The sequence below is a fragment of the Streptomyces sp. Ag109_O5-10 genome, from assembly GCF_900105755.1.
Taxonomy (GTDB): Bacteria; Actinomycetota; Actinomycetes; order Streptomycetales; family Streptomycetaceae; genus Streptomyces.
This window is the reverse complement of sequence record NZ_FNTQ01000001.1, coordinates 6,733,625-6,749,726: the sequence shown is the minus strand read 5'-3', so window position 1 is coordinate 6,749,726 and position 16,102 is coordinate 6,733,625. Positions and strand designations below refer to the sequence as shown.

Here is a 16,102-nt window from a genome sequence, read left to right as displayed (position 1 = left end):
CAACGTCTTTTCTGGCAGACTCTGTGCCTATGAGTGACTCGACCGTGACAGAGCCGGAAGGTCGCGCACCACAGACCCTTCCGCGGACCGTCACGGGCGAGGGGGATCAGGGGTTCCTGGGTCGGCTGCGGACACCGCGGCGGCCCCGGCTCTGGTTCGAGATCCTGCTGATCGCGGTGAGTTACTGGACCTACTCGCTGATCCGCAACGCGGTCCCGGAGCAGAAGGCACAGGCGCTGCGCAACGCCGACTGGATCTGGAAGGCCGAGCAACGACTGGGGATCGCCGTCGAGGATTCGGTCAACCACGCCGTGAACTCGGTGAATTGGCTGATCGTCGGCATGAACTACTACTACGCGACGCTGCACTTCGTGGTGACGCTGGGCGTTCTGGTGTGGCTCTACCGCAGCCACCCCGGCCGTTACGCGGCGGCCCGCCTCGCGCTCTTCGCGACGACCGGCGTGGCCCTTCTCGGCTACTACCTGTTCCCGCTCGCCCCGCCCCGCCTGATGAACGGCGGCCGCTTCGTCGACACGGTGACGGTCCACCACACCTGGGGCTCCATGGCCTCCGGCGACCTCAAGCACATGTCCAACCAGTACGCCGCGATGCCGTCCATGCACATCGGCTGGTCCCTGTGGTGCGGCTTGACGGTCTTCGCCCTCGCCTCGGTCCCCTGGGCCCGCCTCCTCGGCCTCCTCTACCCCACCGCCACCCTCCTCGTCATCGTCGCCACCGCCAACCACTTCTGGCTCGACGCGGTGGGCGGCGCCCTCTGCCTCACCTTCGGCATCACAGTGGCCCGCCTGTGGTTCGGCACCCTCCCCTACGCCCTTCCGCGCCAGCCGACGGGCGCACCCTTGCTGCGACGCCCTGCGGGCGGCGAGGCCGGCTTCTCATGAACCACGCCCGGACCCTGCTCCGGCAGATGCTCCGGCGGACTGCATGTATCGCGGGCGTATCGAAAACCGCATACGCCGCCGCAACGGACCTCCGGGTCCCATGGACGGCGTGAACCGAAACGCAACCTTCCTCGGCCTGGCGGTCGCCGGCGTGGCGGGCGCCCTGTTCCTCCTGCGGCGGCCGCTCCTGATGTCCGCCCCGAGGTGCATGGCAGGGCAGTGGCACGGCTGCTTCGACACGTTCAACGGCGTGGTGCTGATGACGCTGGTCACGCTGCCGCTCGCCGCGCTGGTGGCGTGGGTGCCGGCGCACCGCCGTCGTGCCGCAGGTGACGGGTCGGCGTGGCGGACGTCGCTGGCCGAGGTGGGCATGGTGCACGGCACGGTGCCGTTCGTGTGGCTGACCATGATGCCGGGCGGGGCGGCCGGCGCCGCTCCGGCCCGGGTGAGTCTCGTACCGCTGCGGGACCTGGTCACCATGGGAACGCTCGGGATCGTCGGCAACCTGCTGGTCTTCGCCTCGCTGGGGTTCTTCGCCCCGATGCGGTTCGCGGCGCTGGCGTCCGCGCCGCGGATCCTTGCGCTCGGGGCGGTCTGTTCGGCGCTGGTGGAGACCGCGCAGTACGTGTTCCGCCTGGACCGGGTGTCCTCCGTGGACGACGTCCTGGTCAACGCCGTCGGCGCCCTGCTGGCCGGGCTGGCGTCGCGCCCCTGGTGGCGTACGGCGGCACCGGCGCGGTCGGACCGGCCGGGCCGCGCGCTGACGCCGACGGGCTGAGTCACCCGCCGCCGCCCGTGTCCCGTCCTGCCTACGCTGGGTACACCGTGAACAGACGCCCGAACCTCAGCGCCCGCCTGAAGCTCACCCTCAGCTACGCCGGCTTCCTCCTCGTCGCCGGCGTTCTCCTGCTGGCCGTGATGTGGGTGTTCGTGCTGCGCTGGGTGCCGAACGACGACGCCAGGTCCATCCAGAAGCGGTTCGGCGCCGTGATCATCATCGGGCCCAAGCGCTCCGACCTCCTGAACGGCTTCGCGCCCGCCGCGGCCACCGCACTGGCCTTCCTGCTCGTCTTCGGCCTGCTGGGCGGCTGGATCCTCGCGGGCCGGATGCTGGCACCCCTCACCCGGATCGCCGCCGCGGCCCGGACGGCCTCGGGCGGATCGCTCTCCCACCGGATCCGCATGACGGGCCCCAGGGACGAGTTCCGTGAACTGGCCGACGTGTTCGACACCATGCTCGAACGGCTGGAGTCCCACGTCGGCGAACAGCAGCGGTTCGCCGCGAACGCCTCCCACGAGCTGCGCACCCCGCTGGCCGTCTCCCGCGCGCTCCTCGACGCCGCCCGCGACGACCCCACGCGGGACCGGGGCGAGCTCATCGAACGCCTGCGCACCGTCAACACGCGGGCGATCGACCTCACCGAGGCCCTCCTGCTGCTCAGCCGCGCCGACGGCAGGAGCTTCCACCGCGAGCCCGTCGACCTCTCCCTGGTCGCCGAGGAGGCCGCCGAGACACTGCTCCCCCTCGCCGAGAGGCGCGGGATCGCGCTCGACGTCACGGGCGAGCCGGCGCACGCGGTCGGCTCCGCGCCGCTCCTCCTGCGGATGGTGACGAACCTCGTCCAGAACGCCGTCGTCCACAACCTTCCCGCCGGCGGCACCGTGACGGTGCACACCGAACGGCGGCACGGCACGAGCGTGCTGCGGGTCGAGAACACGGGCCGTCCGGTGCCGCCGGAGCTGGTGCCGGCCCTCACCGAACCCTTCCGGCGCGGCACGGAACGCGTCCGCACCGACGAGCACGCCGGCGTCGGCCTCGGGCTGGCCATCGTGCACAGCGTCGTCCGGGCGCACGACGGCACCCTCGACCTGGCGCCGCGTCCAGCAGGCGGCCTCGTCGCCACCGTCCGGCTGCCCGGCTCCGGCGCGGCGGGTGCCGGGCCTCGTCAGGCGCCGTAGAAAAGCTCCTCCACGACGGCCCGCGCCCTGCGCGTGGTCCGCCGGTACGCGTCGAGCATGTCCCCGGCGTGGCCGTCCCCGTACCCCAGGTACCGCCCCACGGCGGCGAGTTCGCGGCTCTCGCTGGGGAAGGTGTCGCCGGCCCGCCCGCGCACCAGCATCACGGCGTTGCGCACCCGCGTCGCCAGCACCCAGGCCTCGTCGAGTATCGCGGCCTCCTCGGCCCCCAGCAGCCCCGCCGCGGTGGCCGCGGCCAGCGCCTCCCGGGTCCGGGTGGTGCGCAGCCCCGGCTCGGCCCAGCCGTGGCGCAGCTGCAGCAGCTGCACGGTCCACTCGACGTCGGAGAGGCCGCCCGGTCCGAGCTTGGTGTGCAGCTTCGGGTCGGCGCCGCGCGGCAGCCGCTCGGACTCCATCCGGGCCTTCAGCCGCCGGATCTCGCGCACCGCGTCCTCGCCGAGCCCCTCCGCCGGGTACCTGAGCGGGTCGACCAGCTCGATGAACCGGCGCCCCAGATCCTCGTCCCCGGCGACCGGTTCGGCGCGCAGCAGGGCCTGCGACTCCCACACCAGCGACCAGCGGCGGTAGTACGCCTCGTAGGACTTGAGGGTGCGCACCAGCGGCCCGGACTTGCCCTCCGGGCGCAGGTCCGCGTCGATGAGCAGCGGCGGGTCCGCGCTGGGGATCTGCAGCAGCCGGCGCATCTCGGAGACGACCTTGTTGGCGGCGTCGGCGGCCTCGCGGTCGGCCACGCCCTCCCGCGGCTCGTGCACGAACAGGACGTCGGCATCGGAGCCGTAGCCCAGTTCGTGGCCGCCGAACCGGCCCATGCCGATCATGACGAACCGGGTCGGCAGGGTGTCCCCCCAGCCGTCCCTGACCACCGCGCGCAGGGTTCCCGCGAGCGTCGCGGCCGTCAGGTCGGAGACCGCGCCGCCGACCCGGTCGACGAGAGCGCCCTGGTCGGCCTCGACGGGCTTGGTGTCGGTGCCGTAGGAGTCCACGATGTCGGCGGCGGCGGTCCGGAACAGCTCGCGGCGGCGCACCCCACGGGCCGCCCGCACCCCGTCCTCGGCGTTGTCGGCGCGGCCGGCGGCGGCGAGGATCTCCTGCTCCAGCTGGGCGCGGCCGCGCGGCTCCAGGCCGCCCCCGTCGCCGTCGCCGAGCAGGGCCACCGCCTCCGGGGCGCGCATCAGCAGGTCGGGGGCGAGCCGGCCGGCGGACAGCACGCGGGCGAGGTTCTCGGCGGCGGCCCCCTCGTCCCTGAGCAGCCGCAGGTACCAGGGGGTCTTGCCGAGGGCGTCGGAGACCTTGCGGAAGTTCAGCAGGCCCGCGTCCGGGTCGGCGGACTCGGCGAACCAGCCGAGCAGGACGGGCAGCAGGGTGCGCTGGATGGCGGACTTGCGGGTGACGCCGGAGGCGAGGGCCTCCAGGTGGCGCAGGGCGGCGGCGGGGTCGGCGTAGCCGAGCGCCTCGAGGCGTTCCCGGGCGGCCTCCGCGCTCAGCCGGGTCTCGCCGGGGGCGAGTTGGGCGACGGCGTCGAGCAGCGGGCGGTAGAAGAGTTTCTCGTGCAGGCGCCGTACGACGCCGGTGTGCTGCTTCCACTCGCGGATCAGCTCGGTCACCGGGTCGGTGCGCAGGCCGAGCGAGCGGCCGAGGCGGCGCAGGTCGGCCTCGTCCTCGGGGACCAGGTGGGTGCGGCGCAGCCGGTGGAGCTGGATGCGGTGCTCCATGGAGCGCAGGAAGCGGTAGGCGTCGTCGAGCTGGACGGCGTCGGCGCGGCCCACGTAGCCGCCGGCGGCGAGGGCCTGGAGGGCGTCGAGGGTGGTGCCGGAGCGCAGCGTGGCGTCGGTGCGGCCGTGCACCAGCTGGAGCAGCTGCACCGCGAACTCGACGTCCCTGAGGCCGCCGGGGCCGAGCTTCAGCTCGCGGTCGACCTCGGCGGCCGGGATGTTCTCGACGACCCTGCGGCGCATCTTCTGCACGTCGGCGACGAAGTTGTCGCGCTCGGCGGCCTTCCAGACCATGGGTTCGAGCGCGTCGACGTACTCCTGCCCGAGGTCGGCGTCGCCGGCGACCGGGCGGGCCTTGAGCAGGGCCTGGAACTCCCAGGTCTTGGCCCAGCGCTGGTAGTAGGCGAGGTGGCTGCTGAGGGTGCGCACGAGGGGGCCGTTGCGGCCCTCGGGGCGGAGGTTGGCGTCGACGGGCCAGATCGACCCCTCCACGGTGGTCTCGGAGCAGATCCGCATCATGTGCGAGGCGAGCCTGGTGGCGGACCGCAGCGCCTTGGCCTCGTCGGCGTCGTCCGCGGCCTCGCCGACGAAGATGACGTCGACGTCGGAGACGTAGTTCAGCTCGTGGCCGCCGCACTTGCCCATGGCGATCACCGCGAGCCGGCAGGCGGCGGCGTCCTCGGGCGCGGCGGCCTCGGCGAGGGCGAGGGCGGCGCGCAGGGTGGCGGTGGCGAGGTCGGCGAGTTCGGCGGCGGTCTGGGCGACGTCCGTCGTGCCGCACACGTCCCGGGCGGCGATGGACAGCAGGCAGCGCCGGTAGGCGACGCGCAGGGCGACCGGGTCGGCGGCCTCGGCGAGCCCGCGTTCGAACTCCGCCACGCCCGGGTGCAGGTCGCGGGGCTCGTAGGTGACCAGGACCTCCCAGTCGCGCGGGTGCCGGGCGAGGTGGTCGGCGAGGGCGGCGGAGGCGCCGAGGACGCCGAGCAGACGGTCTCGCAGCGGCTTGGCCGCTATCAGGGTGTCGAGCAGCTCCCGGCGGGCGGTGGGTCCCGGCTGGGCCTCCAGGAGCCGTACCAGGCCGTGCAGGGCGAGGTCGGGGTCGGCGGTGGCGCCGAGGGCCTCGAGGAGCACCGGGTCGTCGCGTACGGCGGCCAGCTCGACGCTGTCCAGCAGCCGCTCGGCGGCCGAGGCATCGGTGAAGCCGTGCCGCAGCAGTCGCGTGAAGGTACTGCTCCTGCGCCCCGGCGTCATGTACGGCCTCCCCTGGGATCACGGTCGTGCTGATCAGACGAGCCTAGCCGGATCGGCCGGGACCGGCTTCGGCCGCGCGGTCGGTGGGACATGGCGGCCGCCCGGCGGGCGGGGTGCCGCGCTGCTGCGGCAGCCGGGCCGTGAGCAGGTCCGCCATCGTCCGTGCCGCCCGCACGGCGCTGTCCGCGCAGCAGTTGTTGAACAGGACGTGGACCTCTTCGGCCTGCTCGGCCAGGGCGCGCACGCGCGGCAGCCACTCCGTGAGCTCGGGGACGGTGTAGGTGTGGCGGAAGCGGTCCTCCTTGGTGCCGGTGCCCCAGTGGGGGCTGCGTCCGTGGAAGCGGACGACCGCCAGCCGGGGGGTGGTGACCCGGGCCGTCGCGGGGAGGGAGCCGGGCAGGCCCGGGGCCGTGTCCACGGCCACGGCGGTGGCGTCCAGGTCCCGCAGGAACGCCGTCGTACGCCCGCCGCGCCACCAGGCGGGGTCGCGGAACTCCACCGCGAACGGCCAGTCACCGGCGCGCTCCCGGGCGGTCCGCACGAACGCCTCCGCCTCGGGTCCGGGAGGCAGGGAGGGCGGATACTGGAAGAGGAGGGTGCCCAGGCGGCCGGAGCGTCGCAGGGGGTCGACGGCCTCGGCGTAGCGGGCCCAGACCTCCGCGCGCAGGCCTTCGTCACGGGGGCGGCCGCGCAGGTCGGCGGGGAGCGCGGCCGGGCGGGTCGGATGGCCGGTGAGGAGGGAGAACGCCTTGACGTCGAAGCGGAAGCCGGCCGGGGTGCGGTCCGCCCACAGCCGGGTGGTGCGGGCGGACGGGAGGGCGTAGTAGGGGGAGTCGGCCTCGGCGACGGGGAACTGGCCGGCGTAGTGCCGCAGCCGGCCTTCCGGATCGCGCCGGCCGGGCGGGTACCAGCCGCTCGCCACCAGGGCGCGGTCGGTCCAGCCACAGGTGCCCACGAGGATGCGTGCCATGGGGGCGCAAGTACCCGGTGTTCACCGGCTCTTCACCCGCGGGGTCGGATTCCGCGAGCCGTGGCAACCTTGTCATGTGCATGCTCAATCCGCACCCGACCCTTTCACTTCCTTCCCCAGCACCGGAGGTTGATGTGTCCGGCAGTTCCGCACGTTCCGGGATGCTGCGCCGTGCCCGTACGGCGGTGGCGTCCGCCACCGCCTTCACCGCAGCCGCCGTCGGCCTGTGGACCGGGCTCGGCGGCGCGTCCGCGCACGCCGCGAGTGCCGTACCGACCCCGGACCACGTGATCGTCGTGGTCTTCGAGAACCACGCCTACAGCCAGGTCATCGGCTCCTCCAGCGCCCCGTACATCAACTCGCTGAAGTCCGGCGGCGCCAACCTGACCCAGATGTACGCCGAGACCCACCCGAGCCAGCCCAACTACTTCGCCCTGTTCTCCGGCTCCACCCAGGGCATCACGAGCGACAGCTGCTACACGCCCGGCTTCTCCTCGGCGGCGAACCTGGCCTCCGAGCAGCTGGGGGCCGGCCGCACCTGGGCCAGCTACAACGAGAGCCTGCCCAGCCAGGGCTCGACCACGTGCAGCAGCGGCAACTACGCGCGCAAGCACAACCCGTGGTTCGGCTTCAGCAACGTCCCGACGTCGACCGCAAAGACGTTCGCCCAGTTCCCGACCGACTACTCCACCCTCCCCCAGCTGTCCTTCGTGACCCCCAACCTGTGCAGCGACATGCACGACTGCTCGGTGTCCACCGGTGACACCTGGCTGAAGAACAACCTGGGCGCGTACGCCACCTGGGCGAAGACCCACAACAGCCTCCTCGTCGTCACCATGGACGAGGACAACCAGCTCTCCGGCAACCGCATCCCGACCGTCCTGTACGGCCAGCCGGTCGCCGCGGGGTCGTCCTCGTCCACCACGTACGACCACTACGACCTGCTGCGCACCCTGGAGGACAGCCAGGGCCTGAGCGCGCACGCGGGCAACGCGGCGTCCTCGTCCGACATCACCGGGATCTGGGCGTCCTGACGTGTACGTAGCGGACAGCCGCGCGAGCACTCCGGCGACGGCGTCCGTGGACGGTACCGCCCGGCCCGCGGGGGCCGGGCGGTACCGCTCCACGATCGCGCCCACCGTCCTCGCCCTCGGCACGGTCAGCCTCGTCACGGACGTCTCCTCCGAGATGGTCACGGCGGTCCTCCCGCTGTACCTGGTGACGGGCCTCGGCCTGTCCCCGCTGGGCTTCGGCCTCCTCGACGGCGTCTACAACGGCTTCTCGGCGGTCGTACGCCTGGTCGGTGGCCACCTGGCCGACCGCGGCGGCGGCCGCCACAAGTGGGTGGCGGGCGCGGGCTACGCCCTGTCGGCCCTCTGCAGACCCCTGCTGCTGATCGCCCACACCCTCACCCCCATCGGCCTGGTCCTGGCGGCCGACCGCACCGGCAAAGGCCTGCGCACCGCGCCCCGGGACGCGCTGATCTCGCTCTCCAGCACCCCGGAGACCCGGGGCCGGGCCTTCGGCGTGCACCGCGCGATGGACACGGCGGGCGCGCTGCTCGGCCCCCTGGCCGCCTTCCTCGTCCTCCGGGCGACCGTGGACGGCTACGACGCCGTCTTCACGGTGAGCTTCTGCGTGGCGGTCCTGGGCGTGCTGATCCTCGTCCTGTTCGTACCGGGCGGCGGCCGTACCGAGGCGGCCGGCGTGCCCGCCGCCCGCCCCACCCTGCGTGCGGCGCTCGGCCTCCTCTCCCACCGCGACCTGCGCCGCATCACCGTCTGCGCCCTGCTCCTGGGCCTCGCGACGGTGAGCGACTCCTTCGTCTACCTGCTGCTGCAGCGCCGGTTCGGCGTCCCGGACCGCGGCTTCGCCCTGCTCCCGCTCGGCACGGCGGCCGCGTTCCTCCTGCTGGCCGTCCCGCTGGGCCGCCTGGCCGACCGCTGGGGCCGCCGGCGCGTCTTCCTGGCCGGCCACGGCGCCCTGCTCCTGGCCTACGCCCTGCTGCTCACGTCCTGGCACGGCACGGCCCTGCCCTACGCGGTACTGGCCCTGCACGGCACGTTCTACGCGGCGACCGACGGCGTCCTGATGGCGGCCGCCTCCGACAGCGTCCCCGAGGCGCTGCGCTCGTCGGGCCTGGCGCTGGTCCAGACGGGCCAGGCGGGGGCCCGGTTCGCCTGCTCGCTGGGGTTCGGCGCGGCCTGGACGCTGTGGGGCGACCGTACGGCGCTGAGCGTGTCGGCGGTGACCCTGGCGGTGTGCGCGCTGTACGCCCTCACCCTCCGCCCCGTCCGGAAGGCCGTCGTATGACCCTGCGCTCCCGTCTGCTGATCCTCCTCTCGGCACTCGCGGTCCTCGCGGCCGTGGCCCTCGCCTCGGTCCTGCACGCCTCCGCGCGGGCGGAGCGCCGCGACCGGACCCAGGCGGGCGGCCCGAAGGTCACCCCGGGGACGGTGACCCTCACGGCCCCCGGTCACCTGGTCTTCCGCAACATGGCCTGGGGCCCGCACCGCGACGAACTGACCACGGTCCCCGCCACCGCCCCCGCCGGACCGCGCACCTCCTCGGGCGTGACATGCCTCCGCTTCTACGCCGCCGCCGGCACCGGCGTCTGCCTCCAGGCGGTCCACGGCCCGGTCTCGGACACCTACCGCGCCCTGATCCTGGACGCGCACCTCAAGGAACGGGCCCACTACGACGTGCCGGGCATCCCGTCCCGCGCCCGGGTCTCCCCCACCGGGCACTACGCGGCCTGGACGGCGTTCGTGGGCGGCGACTCGTACGCCGGCACGAACGTCTCGACCCGCACGGCGATCGCCGACACCCGCACCGGCACCCTGATCCCCTCCCTGGAGGCGTTCCACATCGTCAGGGACGGCCGTCCCTACCGGTCCGCCGAGGTCAACTTCTGGGGCGTGACGTTCGCGTCCGACGACCGCACCTTCTACGCGACCCTGGCGACGAAGGGCTCGACCTACCTGGTCCGGGGCGACCTGCGCACCCGCACGCTCACCACCCTCCACCCGAACGTGGAATGCCCGTCGCTGTCCCCCGACGGCACCCGTATCGCGTACAAGAAGCGGGTGCCGGGCCTGCCGAAGGACGCGCCCTGGCACCTCTACGTCCTCGACCTCCGCACGATGCGCGAGACACCGCTCGCCGAGACCCGCAGCGTCGACGACCAGGCGGTGTGGAAGGACGCGCACACCGTCGTCTACGCCCTGCCGGGCGACTACGGGGCGGACCTCTACCAGGTCCCGGCGGACGGCACGGGCACGGCGCGGCGGATCAGCGTCTCGGCGGTGTCACCGGCGTACGTGGGCTGACCCCGTGCCCGTCGTTCCGATTTCCGGAATAGGGGGAATGGGCGGCATGCGACCATGGGTTGGTTGTAGCAGGAGCAGCAGACGAGTACCGGAGCACGACGTGAGCGCAGCCACGATCTCGACGTCCGTGGTCGACACCATGCGGGCATGGCGCCGCTACGCGCCGGGGCCGCTGCGGCTGGCCGGGCCTCTCCTGCTGATCGTCGCGATCCCGGTGGCGGACTGGTTCCTGCCGCCGGACATCCACCTCGCCCACCTCCTCGTCGTCGCCGTGGCGGTCACCGCGGTCGGCAGCGGGCCCCGCGCCACCGCGCTGATCGGGGCGCTGGCGGTCCTCGCGCTCGTCTGCGCCGGCCTGGAACGGCGGGTCCTGGTCACCGAGAACGTTCTCGTCGAACTCGCCGCGCTCTGCGCCGTCTGCGTCTTCTTCGTCCTCTTCACCCGCCTGCGGGACCGCCGGGAGCTGGAACTCGTCAGGGTGCGCTCGGTGTCCGACGCGGCACAACGGGTCGTCCTGCGGCCGTTGCCGAAGCAGGCCGGACCCGTCTCCCTCGCCTCGCACTACCGCAGCGCCGAGGCGGACACGGCCATCGGCGGCGACCTGTACGCCGCCGCCCGGGTCCCCGGCTGCACGCGGCTGCTCATCGGGGACGTCCGGGGCAAGGGGCTCCCCTCGATCAGCGACACGGCGATCGTGCTCGGCGCCTTCCGTGCCGCCGCACACCGCCGGATCCCGCTGCCGGAGCTGGTCGCCTACATCGAGGACGCCGTCCGGTGGGGGCTCGCGGAGTTCTCGGAGCCGGGCGAGGACGCCACCGAGCGCTTCGTGACCGCCGCCGTCATGGACATCCCGGACGACGAGCCCGTGGTGCACCTGATCAGCTGCGGGCACCCGCCGCCCCTCCTGCTGCGCGGCCGCACCAGGTCGGCGCTGGCGCTGGCGGTCCCGGATCCGTCGCCCCCGCTCGGGCTCGGCGTGTGGCCGGCCGGCGTGGACTGCGCGGAGAGCGCCGGCGGCTGCTACGCACCGGCGACCTTCCCGTTCGAGTACGGCCACCGGCTGGTCCTGTACACGGACGGCGTCAGCGAGGCCCGGAACGCGGACGGCGACTTCTACCCGCTCGCCGAGCGCGCCGCGGCCTGGGCGGACCAGGCACCCGGCCGGCTCGTCGAACAGCTCGCGACGGACGTCCGCGCGTTCACGGGCGGCCGCCTCGACGACGACCTGGCGATGATCGTCCTCCAGCGTGACGGAAGAGCGTCCTGACGAGCGCCGGCTCCCCCGCCACGCGGCTACCCGTACCTACAGCACCGGCAGGTTCTTCCGCAGCTCGAAGGCCGTGACCTCGCTGCGGTACTCCTCCCACTCCTGGCGCTTGTTGCGCAGGAAGAAGTCGAAGACGTGTTCGCCGAGGGTGTCGGCGACCAGGTCGCTGTTCTCCATGAGGGTGAGGGCCTCGCCGAGGTTCTGCGGGAGGGGTTCGATGCCCATGGCGCGGCGCTCGGCGTTGGAGAGGGCCCAGACGTCGTCCTCGGCGCCCGGCGGGAGCTCGTAGCCCTCCTCGATGCCCTTGAGGCCGGCGGCGAGGAGGACGGCGTAGGCCAGGTACGGGTTGGCGCCGGAGTCGATGGAGCGGACCTCGACGCGCGCCGAGCCGGTCTTGCCCGGCTTGTACATCGGGACGCGGACCAGGGCGCTGCGGTTGTTGTGGCCCCAGCAGATGTAGGAGGGGGCCTCGCCGCCCGCGCCGGCCGTGCGCTCGGAGCCGCCCCAGATCCGCTTGTAGGAGTTCACCCACTGGTTGGTGACCGCGGAGATCTCGGCGGCGTGCTTGAGCAGGCCGGCGATGAAGGAGCGGCCGACCTTGGAGAGCTGGAACTCCGCGCCCGACTCGTAGAACGCGTTGCGGTCGCCCTCGAAGAGGGAGAGGTGGGTGTGCATGCCGGAGCCGGGGTGCTCGGAGAACGGCTTCGGCATGAAGGTCGCCTGGACGCCCTGCTCCAGCGCGACCTGCTTCATGACGAGGCGGAACGTCATGATGTTGTCCGCCGTGGAGAGCGCGTCGGCGTAGCGCAGGTCGATCTCCTGCTGGCCGGGAGCGCCCTCGTGGTGGGAGAACTCGACCGAGATGCCCATCGACTCCAGCATGGTGATCGCCTGGCGGCGGAAGTCCATGCCGACGTTGGTGGGCGTGTGGTCGAAGTAGCCCGAGTTGTCGGCCGGGGTCGGGCGGGAGCCGTCCAGCGGGCGGTCCTTCAGGAGGAAGAACTCGATCTCGGGGTGGGTGTAGAAGGTGAAGCCGAGGTCGGAGGTGCGGGCCAGGGCGCGCTTGAGGACGTACCGGGGGTCCGCGAAGGACGGGGAGCCGTCCGGCATGAGGATGTCGCAGAACATGCGGGCCGTGCCGGGGGTCTCCGCGCGCCACGGGAGGACCTGGAAGGTGGACGGGTCCGGCTTGGCGATCATGTCGGACTCGTAGACGCGGGCGAAGCCCTCGATGGCGGAGCCGTCGAAGCCGATGCCCTCGTCGAAGGCCTGTTCAAGCTCGGCCGGGGCCACGGCGACGGACTTGAGGAAGCCCAGCACGTCCGTGAACCACAGGCGTACGAACCGGATGTCGCGCTCCTCCAAGGTCCGGAGCACGAACTCCTGCTGCTTGTCCATCTTCCGCTTCCCCATCCTTGCTGGTCAGGCCGCCTGTCTTCCTGTCACGCAGGAGGCGGTCGGGCACCTGAGCATCACACCACAACAGCATTTCACGCGCGTTGCGCACCTTGATCGCGCCGGCGACCTCGGTCCGAACGGCTCTCGTCCGGCAGGTGTCCTGCCCTGCCGCCCATCTTGCCTGCTCGGACCGACATCCGTAATGGCCGATCCGGTTTCCCGGCCCGGCCATGGGATCGCGACGCACCGTCGCGGTCACGGCGGGCGGCCAGGAGAATGCCCGCATGAGTGCACGCCCGCTGCCCCGGAGCGCCCCCGCCGCCCAGGGCGTCGACGCCGACGGTGTCGACGCCTTCCTCGACGCCCTCGAAGCCGCGCCCGGCGTGGAACCCCACAGCCTGATGGTCCTGCGCCACGGCCATGTCGTCGCCGCCGGCTGGTGGGCACCGTACGCCGAGAGCCGTCTCCACCTGCTCTACTCGCTGAGCAAGAGCTTCACGGCGACGGCCGCCGGCCTCGCCGCCGCCGAGGGCCTGATCCGGCTGGACGACCCGGTGCTCTCGTACTTCCCGGAACTCGAAGCCGAGATCACCGATCCGCGCAGCCGCGCGATGCTCGTACGGCACGTGGCGTCGATGTCCAGCGGCCACGTCGCGGAGACCCTGGACCGCGCGCTCGCCGTCGACCGGGCGAACCTGGTGCGCGGCTTCCTTCTGCTGCCGCCGGACCGAGACCCGGGCACCGTCTTCGCCTACAACCAGCCCACCACCTACACACTCGCCGCGATCGTCCAGCGGGTCACGGGCCAGTCGCTCACCGACTACCTGCGCCCTCGCCTGTTCGAACCGCTCGGCATCGGCGAGGCGCTCTGGCAGCGCGACCGGGCCGGGCGCGAAGTGGGCTTCACCGGCCTGCACGCCACCACGGACGCCGTCCTCCGGCTCGGCCTGCTGTACCTCCAGGGCGGGATGTGGGAGGGCGAGCGCCTGCTGCCCGGGGACTGGGTGGCCGAGGCCACCCGTGCGCAGGTCTCCCACGCGGACGGTGCCGCGGGCGGGGCCGACTGGAAGCAGGGCTACGGCCTTCAGTTCTGGATGTCCCGGCACGGCTACCGCGGTGACGGAGCGTACGGGCAGTTCTGCGTGGTGCTGCCCGAGCACGACGCCGTGATCGCGATCACCGCGGCGACCGAGCGGATGCAGCAGGTGCTGGACCTGGTCTGGGAGCATCTGCTGCCCGCCTTCGGGCCCGGCCCGCTGTCCGGCCGGGAGCGGACGGACGCCGCGCTCGCGGAACGGCTCGCGGGGCTCGCGCTGCCGCCGGCCGCGGGCAAGCCCGCGCCCACCGAGCGGGCCGAGGAGTGGACGGCCGTCGCGTTCACCCCCGCGGAGCCGCCGGCCCGGGTGACGTCCGTGCAGGTCGCGACAGGTGCCGACGGCACGCGCCTCACGCTCGTCGAGGACGGCCACCGCATCGGACTGCGACTGGCGGAGGGCGAGTGGAGCATCGCCGAGGAACCGGTCCCGACCGCGGTGAGCGGTGGCTGGACGGACGCCGGCACGCTGGAGGCGGACGTGATCTTCCTGGAGACCCCGCACCGGCTCACGCTGACCTGCTCCCTGGACGACCGCCGGTTCACCGCGCGCTGGCACACCCGGCCACTGCAGCCACTGCCCCTGCGCGCCATGGGGGCGCCCCGCCACCGGGACCAATGAACCGGCCCTCCGCATCCTCGCGGTCCGCCGCATCCGTCCTTCAAATTATCGGTTTCCTGTCGGACCCCGGTCTTTACAGGACTTTCCCGCGCCCTGCCTACGGCTGACCCCATCTCCCCCATTACGATCAGCAGGCCTCACCCTCCACGTCCCTTTCCTCCATGAAGGACACGGCCCATGGCTACCGCCAAGAAGAGCACCAACGCCGCCCGCAAGGCACGTATAGAGGAGATGCGGCGGGCCGAGCAGGCCCGTGAGCGGCGCAACCGGTTCCTGACGATCGGCGCGAGCGTCGTGGTCGTCGCCGGTCTGGTCGTCGGCGCCGTGGTGCTCGTCAACTCGCAGTCGGCCAAGAGCGACAGCGCGAGCGACGCGAAGGGCGGCTCGGGGGACTCCGGGCACTTCGTCACCGGCAGCGACGGCGTGCGGACCTGGACGGGCAAGCTGTCCCGCACCCACGTCACGGGGACCGTGAAGTACCCGATGCACCCGCCGGTCGGCGGCAACCACAACCCCGTGTGGCTGAACTGCAACGGCGACGTCTACACCAAGGCCGTGAAGGACGAGAACGCCGTGCACGCCCTGGAGCACGGCGCGGTCTGGGTGACGTACACCGACAAGGCGCAGAAGTCCGACGTGGACAAGCTGGCGGCGAAGGTGAAGGCGACGCCGTACTCGCTGATGAGCCCGTACGCGGACCAGACCTCGCCGATCGAGCTGTCGGCCTGGGGGCACCAGCTGAGCGTGACGAGCGCGGACGACCCGAAGGTCGGCAAGTTCTTCGAGACGTACGTGCAGGGCAAGCAGACCCCGGAGCCGGGGGCCTCCTGCACCGGCGGGACGATGTGACGTGAGGAAGCACATCGGCTGGGTCGCCGGGGCGACGGCCGCGGTGCTCGTCGCGGCCGGCGCGATCACCTACGCGGTGGCCGAGGACGGCGACGGCGGTGGCGGCAGCGGTCTGAAGGTCCCGAGCGCGGACGGGGCGGACGCCGGGTTCGCGCGGGACATGGCGGTCCATCACCAGCAGGCCGTGGAGATGTCGTACATCATCCGCGACCGCACGACGGACACCGAGGTGCGGCGGCTCGCCTACGACATCGCGCAGACGCAGGCCAACCAGCGCGGCATGCTGCTGGGCTGGCTGACCCTGTGGGACCTGCCGAAGGTGTCGGCGAAGCCGCCGATGTCGTGGATGGGCATGGGTGACATGCCCGAGCGCGGGGACGGTTCGCTGATGCCGGGCATGGCGACCGACACCGAGCTGAAGAAGCTCGGGACCCTGAACGGCAAGCAGGCGGAGATCTTCTACCTCCAGCTGATGACGGACCACCACAAGGGCGGCATCCACATGGCCGAGGGGTGCGTGGCCAAGTGCACCGTCGCGGTGGAGAAGAGCCTCGCCCAGGGCATGGTGGACGCGCAGCAGTCGGAGCTGACGACCATGAAGCAGATGCTGACGGAGCGGGGCGCGAAGCCGCGCGACTGAACCCCTGTGCACAATGGGCGATTTGTCGACTTAACGGCACCGCAAGCATTCAACAACAATCGCAACCGATCTGTAATGTTCTGTGCGCCGTC

At 72.6% G+C, this 16,102-nt stretch carries 13 protein-coding genes; 10 read left to right on the top strand and 3 right to left on the bottom strand.

From position 1 onward, the window contains the following. Positions 1-29 precede the first annotated feature (29 nt). From BLW82_RS30805 to BLW82_RS30795, 3 genes are all read left to right on the top strand, one after another. Positions 30-902, top strand: a complete 873-nt coding sequence (locus BLW82_RS30805; RefSeq protein ID WP_093503772.1) for a phosphatase PAP2 family protein — start codon at positions 30-32, stop codon at positions 900-902. A gap of 100 nt (positions 903-1,002) precedes the next feature. After that, complete coding sequence (locus BLW82_RS30800) at positions 1,003-1,680, top strand: VanZ family protein (RefSeq protein ID WP_093503770.1); 678 nt, start codon at positions 1,003-1,005, stop codon at positions 1,678-1,680. A gap of 47 nt (positions 1,681-1,727) precedes the next feature. Beyond that, on the top strand, positions 1,728-2,861 hold the full coding sequence (locus tag BLW82_RS30795; protein WP_177233127.1) for a sensor histidine kinase: 1,134 nt from the start codon (positions 1,728-1,730) through the stop codon (positions 2,859-2,861). On the opposite strand, the gene BLW82_RS30790 is transcribed toward BLW82_RS30795, so the two are convergent. After that, entirely contained in the window at positions 2,849-5,842 is a 2,994-nt protein-coding gene (locus BLW82_RS30790) for a bifunctional [glutamine synthetase] adenylyltransferase/[glutamine synthetase]-adenylyl-L-tyrosine phosphorylase (protein WP_093503768.1), read from the bottom strand. The genes BLW82_RS30795 and BLW82_RS30790 overlap by 13 nt on opposite strands. Positions 5,843-5,885: 43 nt before the next feature. Next, positions 5,886-6,812: a DUF72 domain-containing protein gene (locus BLW82_RS30785; protein ID WP_093503766.1), complete on the bottom strand. Its 927-nt coding sequence runs from the start codon at positions 6,810-6,812 to the stop codon at positions 5,886-5,888. A 161-nt stretch (positions 6,813-6,973) separates the two neighbouring features. On the opposite strand from BLW82_RS30785, the gene BLW82_RS30780 reads away from it, so the two are divergent. From BLW82_RS30780 to BLW82_RS30765, 4 genes are all read left to right on the top strand, one after another. Further along, positions 6,974-7,846, top strand: coding sequence for an alkaline phosphatase family protein (locus BLW82_RS30780; protein ID WP_177233332.1), 873 nt, complete (start codon positions 6,974-6,976; stop codon positions 7,844-7,846). 1 nt (position 7,847) lies between these two features. Next, positions 7,848-9,125 carry an MFS transporter gene (locus tag BLW82_RS30775; RefSeq protein ID WP_093503762.1) on the top strand — a complete coding sequence of 426 codons (1,278 nt, stop codon included), beginning with the start codon at positions 7,848-7,850 and terminating at the stop codon, positions 9,123-9,125. After that, on the top strand, positions 9,122-10,141 hold the full coding sequence (locus BLW82_RS30770) for a TolB family protein (RefSeq protein WP_093503760.1): 1,020 nt from the start codon (positions 9,122-9,124) through the stop codon (positions 10,139-10,141). The genes BLW82_RS30775 and BLW82_RS30770 overlap by 4 nt, the downstream gene beginning before the upstream one ends. Before the next feature lie 100 nt (positions 10,142-10,241). After that, a complete protein-coding gene (locus tag BLW82_RS30765; RefSeq protein WP_256216017.1) occupies positions 10,242-11,408 on the top strand; it encodes a PP2C family protein-serine/threonine phosphatase in 1,167 nt (388 codons plus the stop codon). Positions 11,409-11,444: 36 nt separating this feature from the next. Here the strand turns inward: BLW82_RS30765 and glnA are convergent, their stop codons facing one another. Beyond that, positions 11,445-12,806: a type I glutamate--ammonia ligase gene (glnA, locus tag BLW82_RS30760; protein ID WP_093503759.1), complete on the bottom strand. Its 1,362-nt coding sequence runs from the start codon at positions 12,804-12,806 to the stop codon at positions 11,445-11,447. Positions 12,807-13,090: 284 nt separating this feature from the next. Here glnA and BLW82_RS30755 point away from each other — a divergent pair, with 284 nt between their 5' ends. The 3 genes from BLW82_RS30755 to BLW82_RS30745 all read left to right on the top strand — a co-directional run bounded on the left by BLW82_RS30755 (position 13,091) and on the right by BLW82_RS30745 (position 16,010). Further along, positions 13,091-14,521: a serine hydrolase domain-containing protein gene (locus BLW82_RS30755; RefSeq protein ID WP_093503758.1), complete on the top strand. Its 1,431-nt coding sequence runs from the start codon at positions 13,091-13,093 to the stop codon at positions 14,519-14,521. A 177-nt stretch (positions 14,522-14,698) separates the two neighbouring features. After that, positions 14,699-15,370, top strand: a complete 672-nt coding sequence (locus tag BLW82_RS30750) for a DUF3105 domain-containing protein (protein WP_093503757.1) — start codon at positions 14,699-14,701, stop codon at positions 15,368-15,370. Position 15,371: 1 nt separating this feature from the next. Then, on the top strand, positions 15,372-16,010 hold the full coding sequence (locus tag BLW82_RS30745) for a DUF305 domain-containing protein (protein ID WP_093503756.1): 639 nt from the start codon (positions 15,372-15,374) through the stop codon (positions 16,008-16,010). Positions 16,011-16,102: the final 92 nt, after the last annotated feature.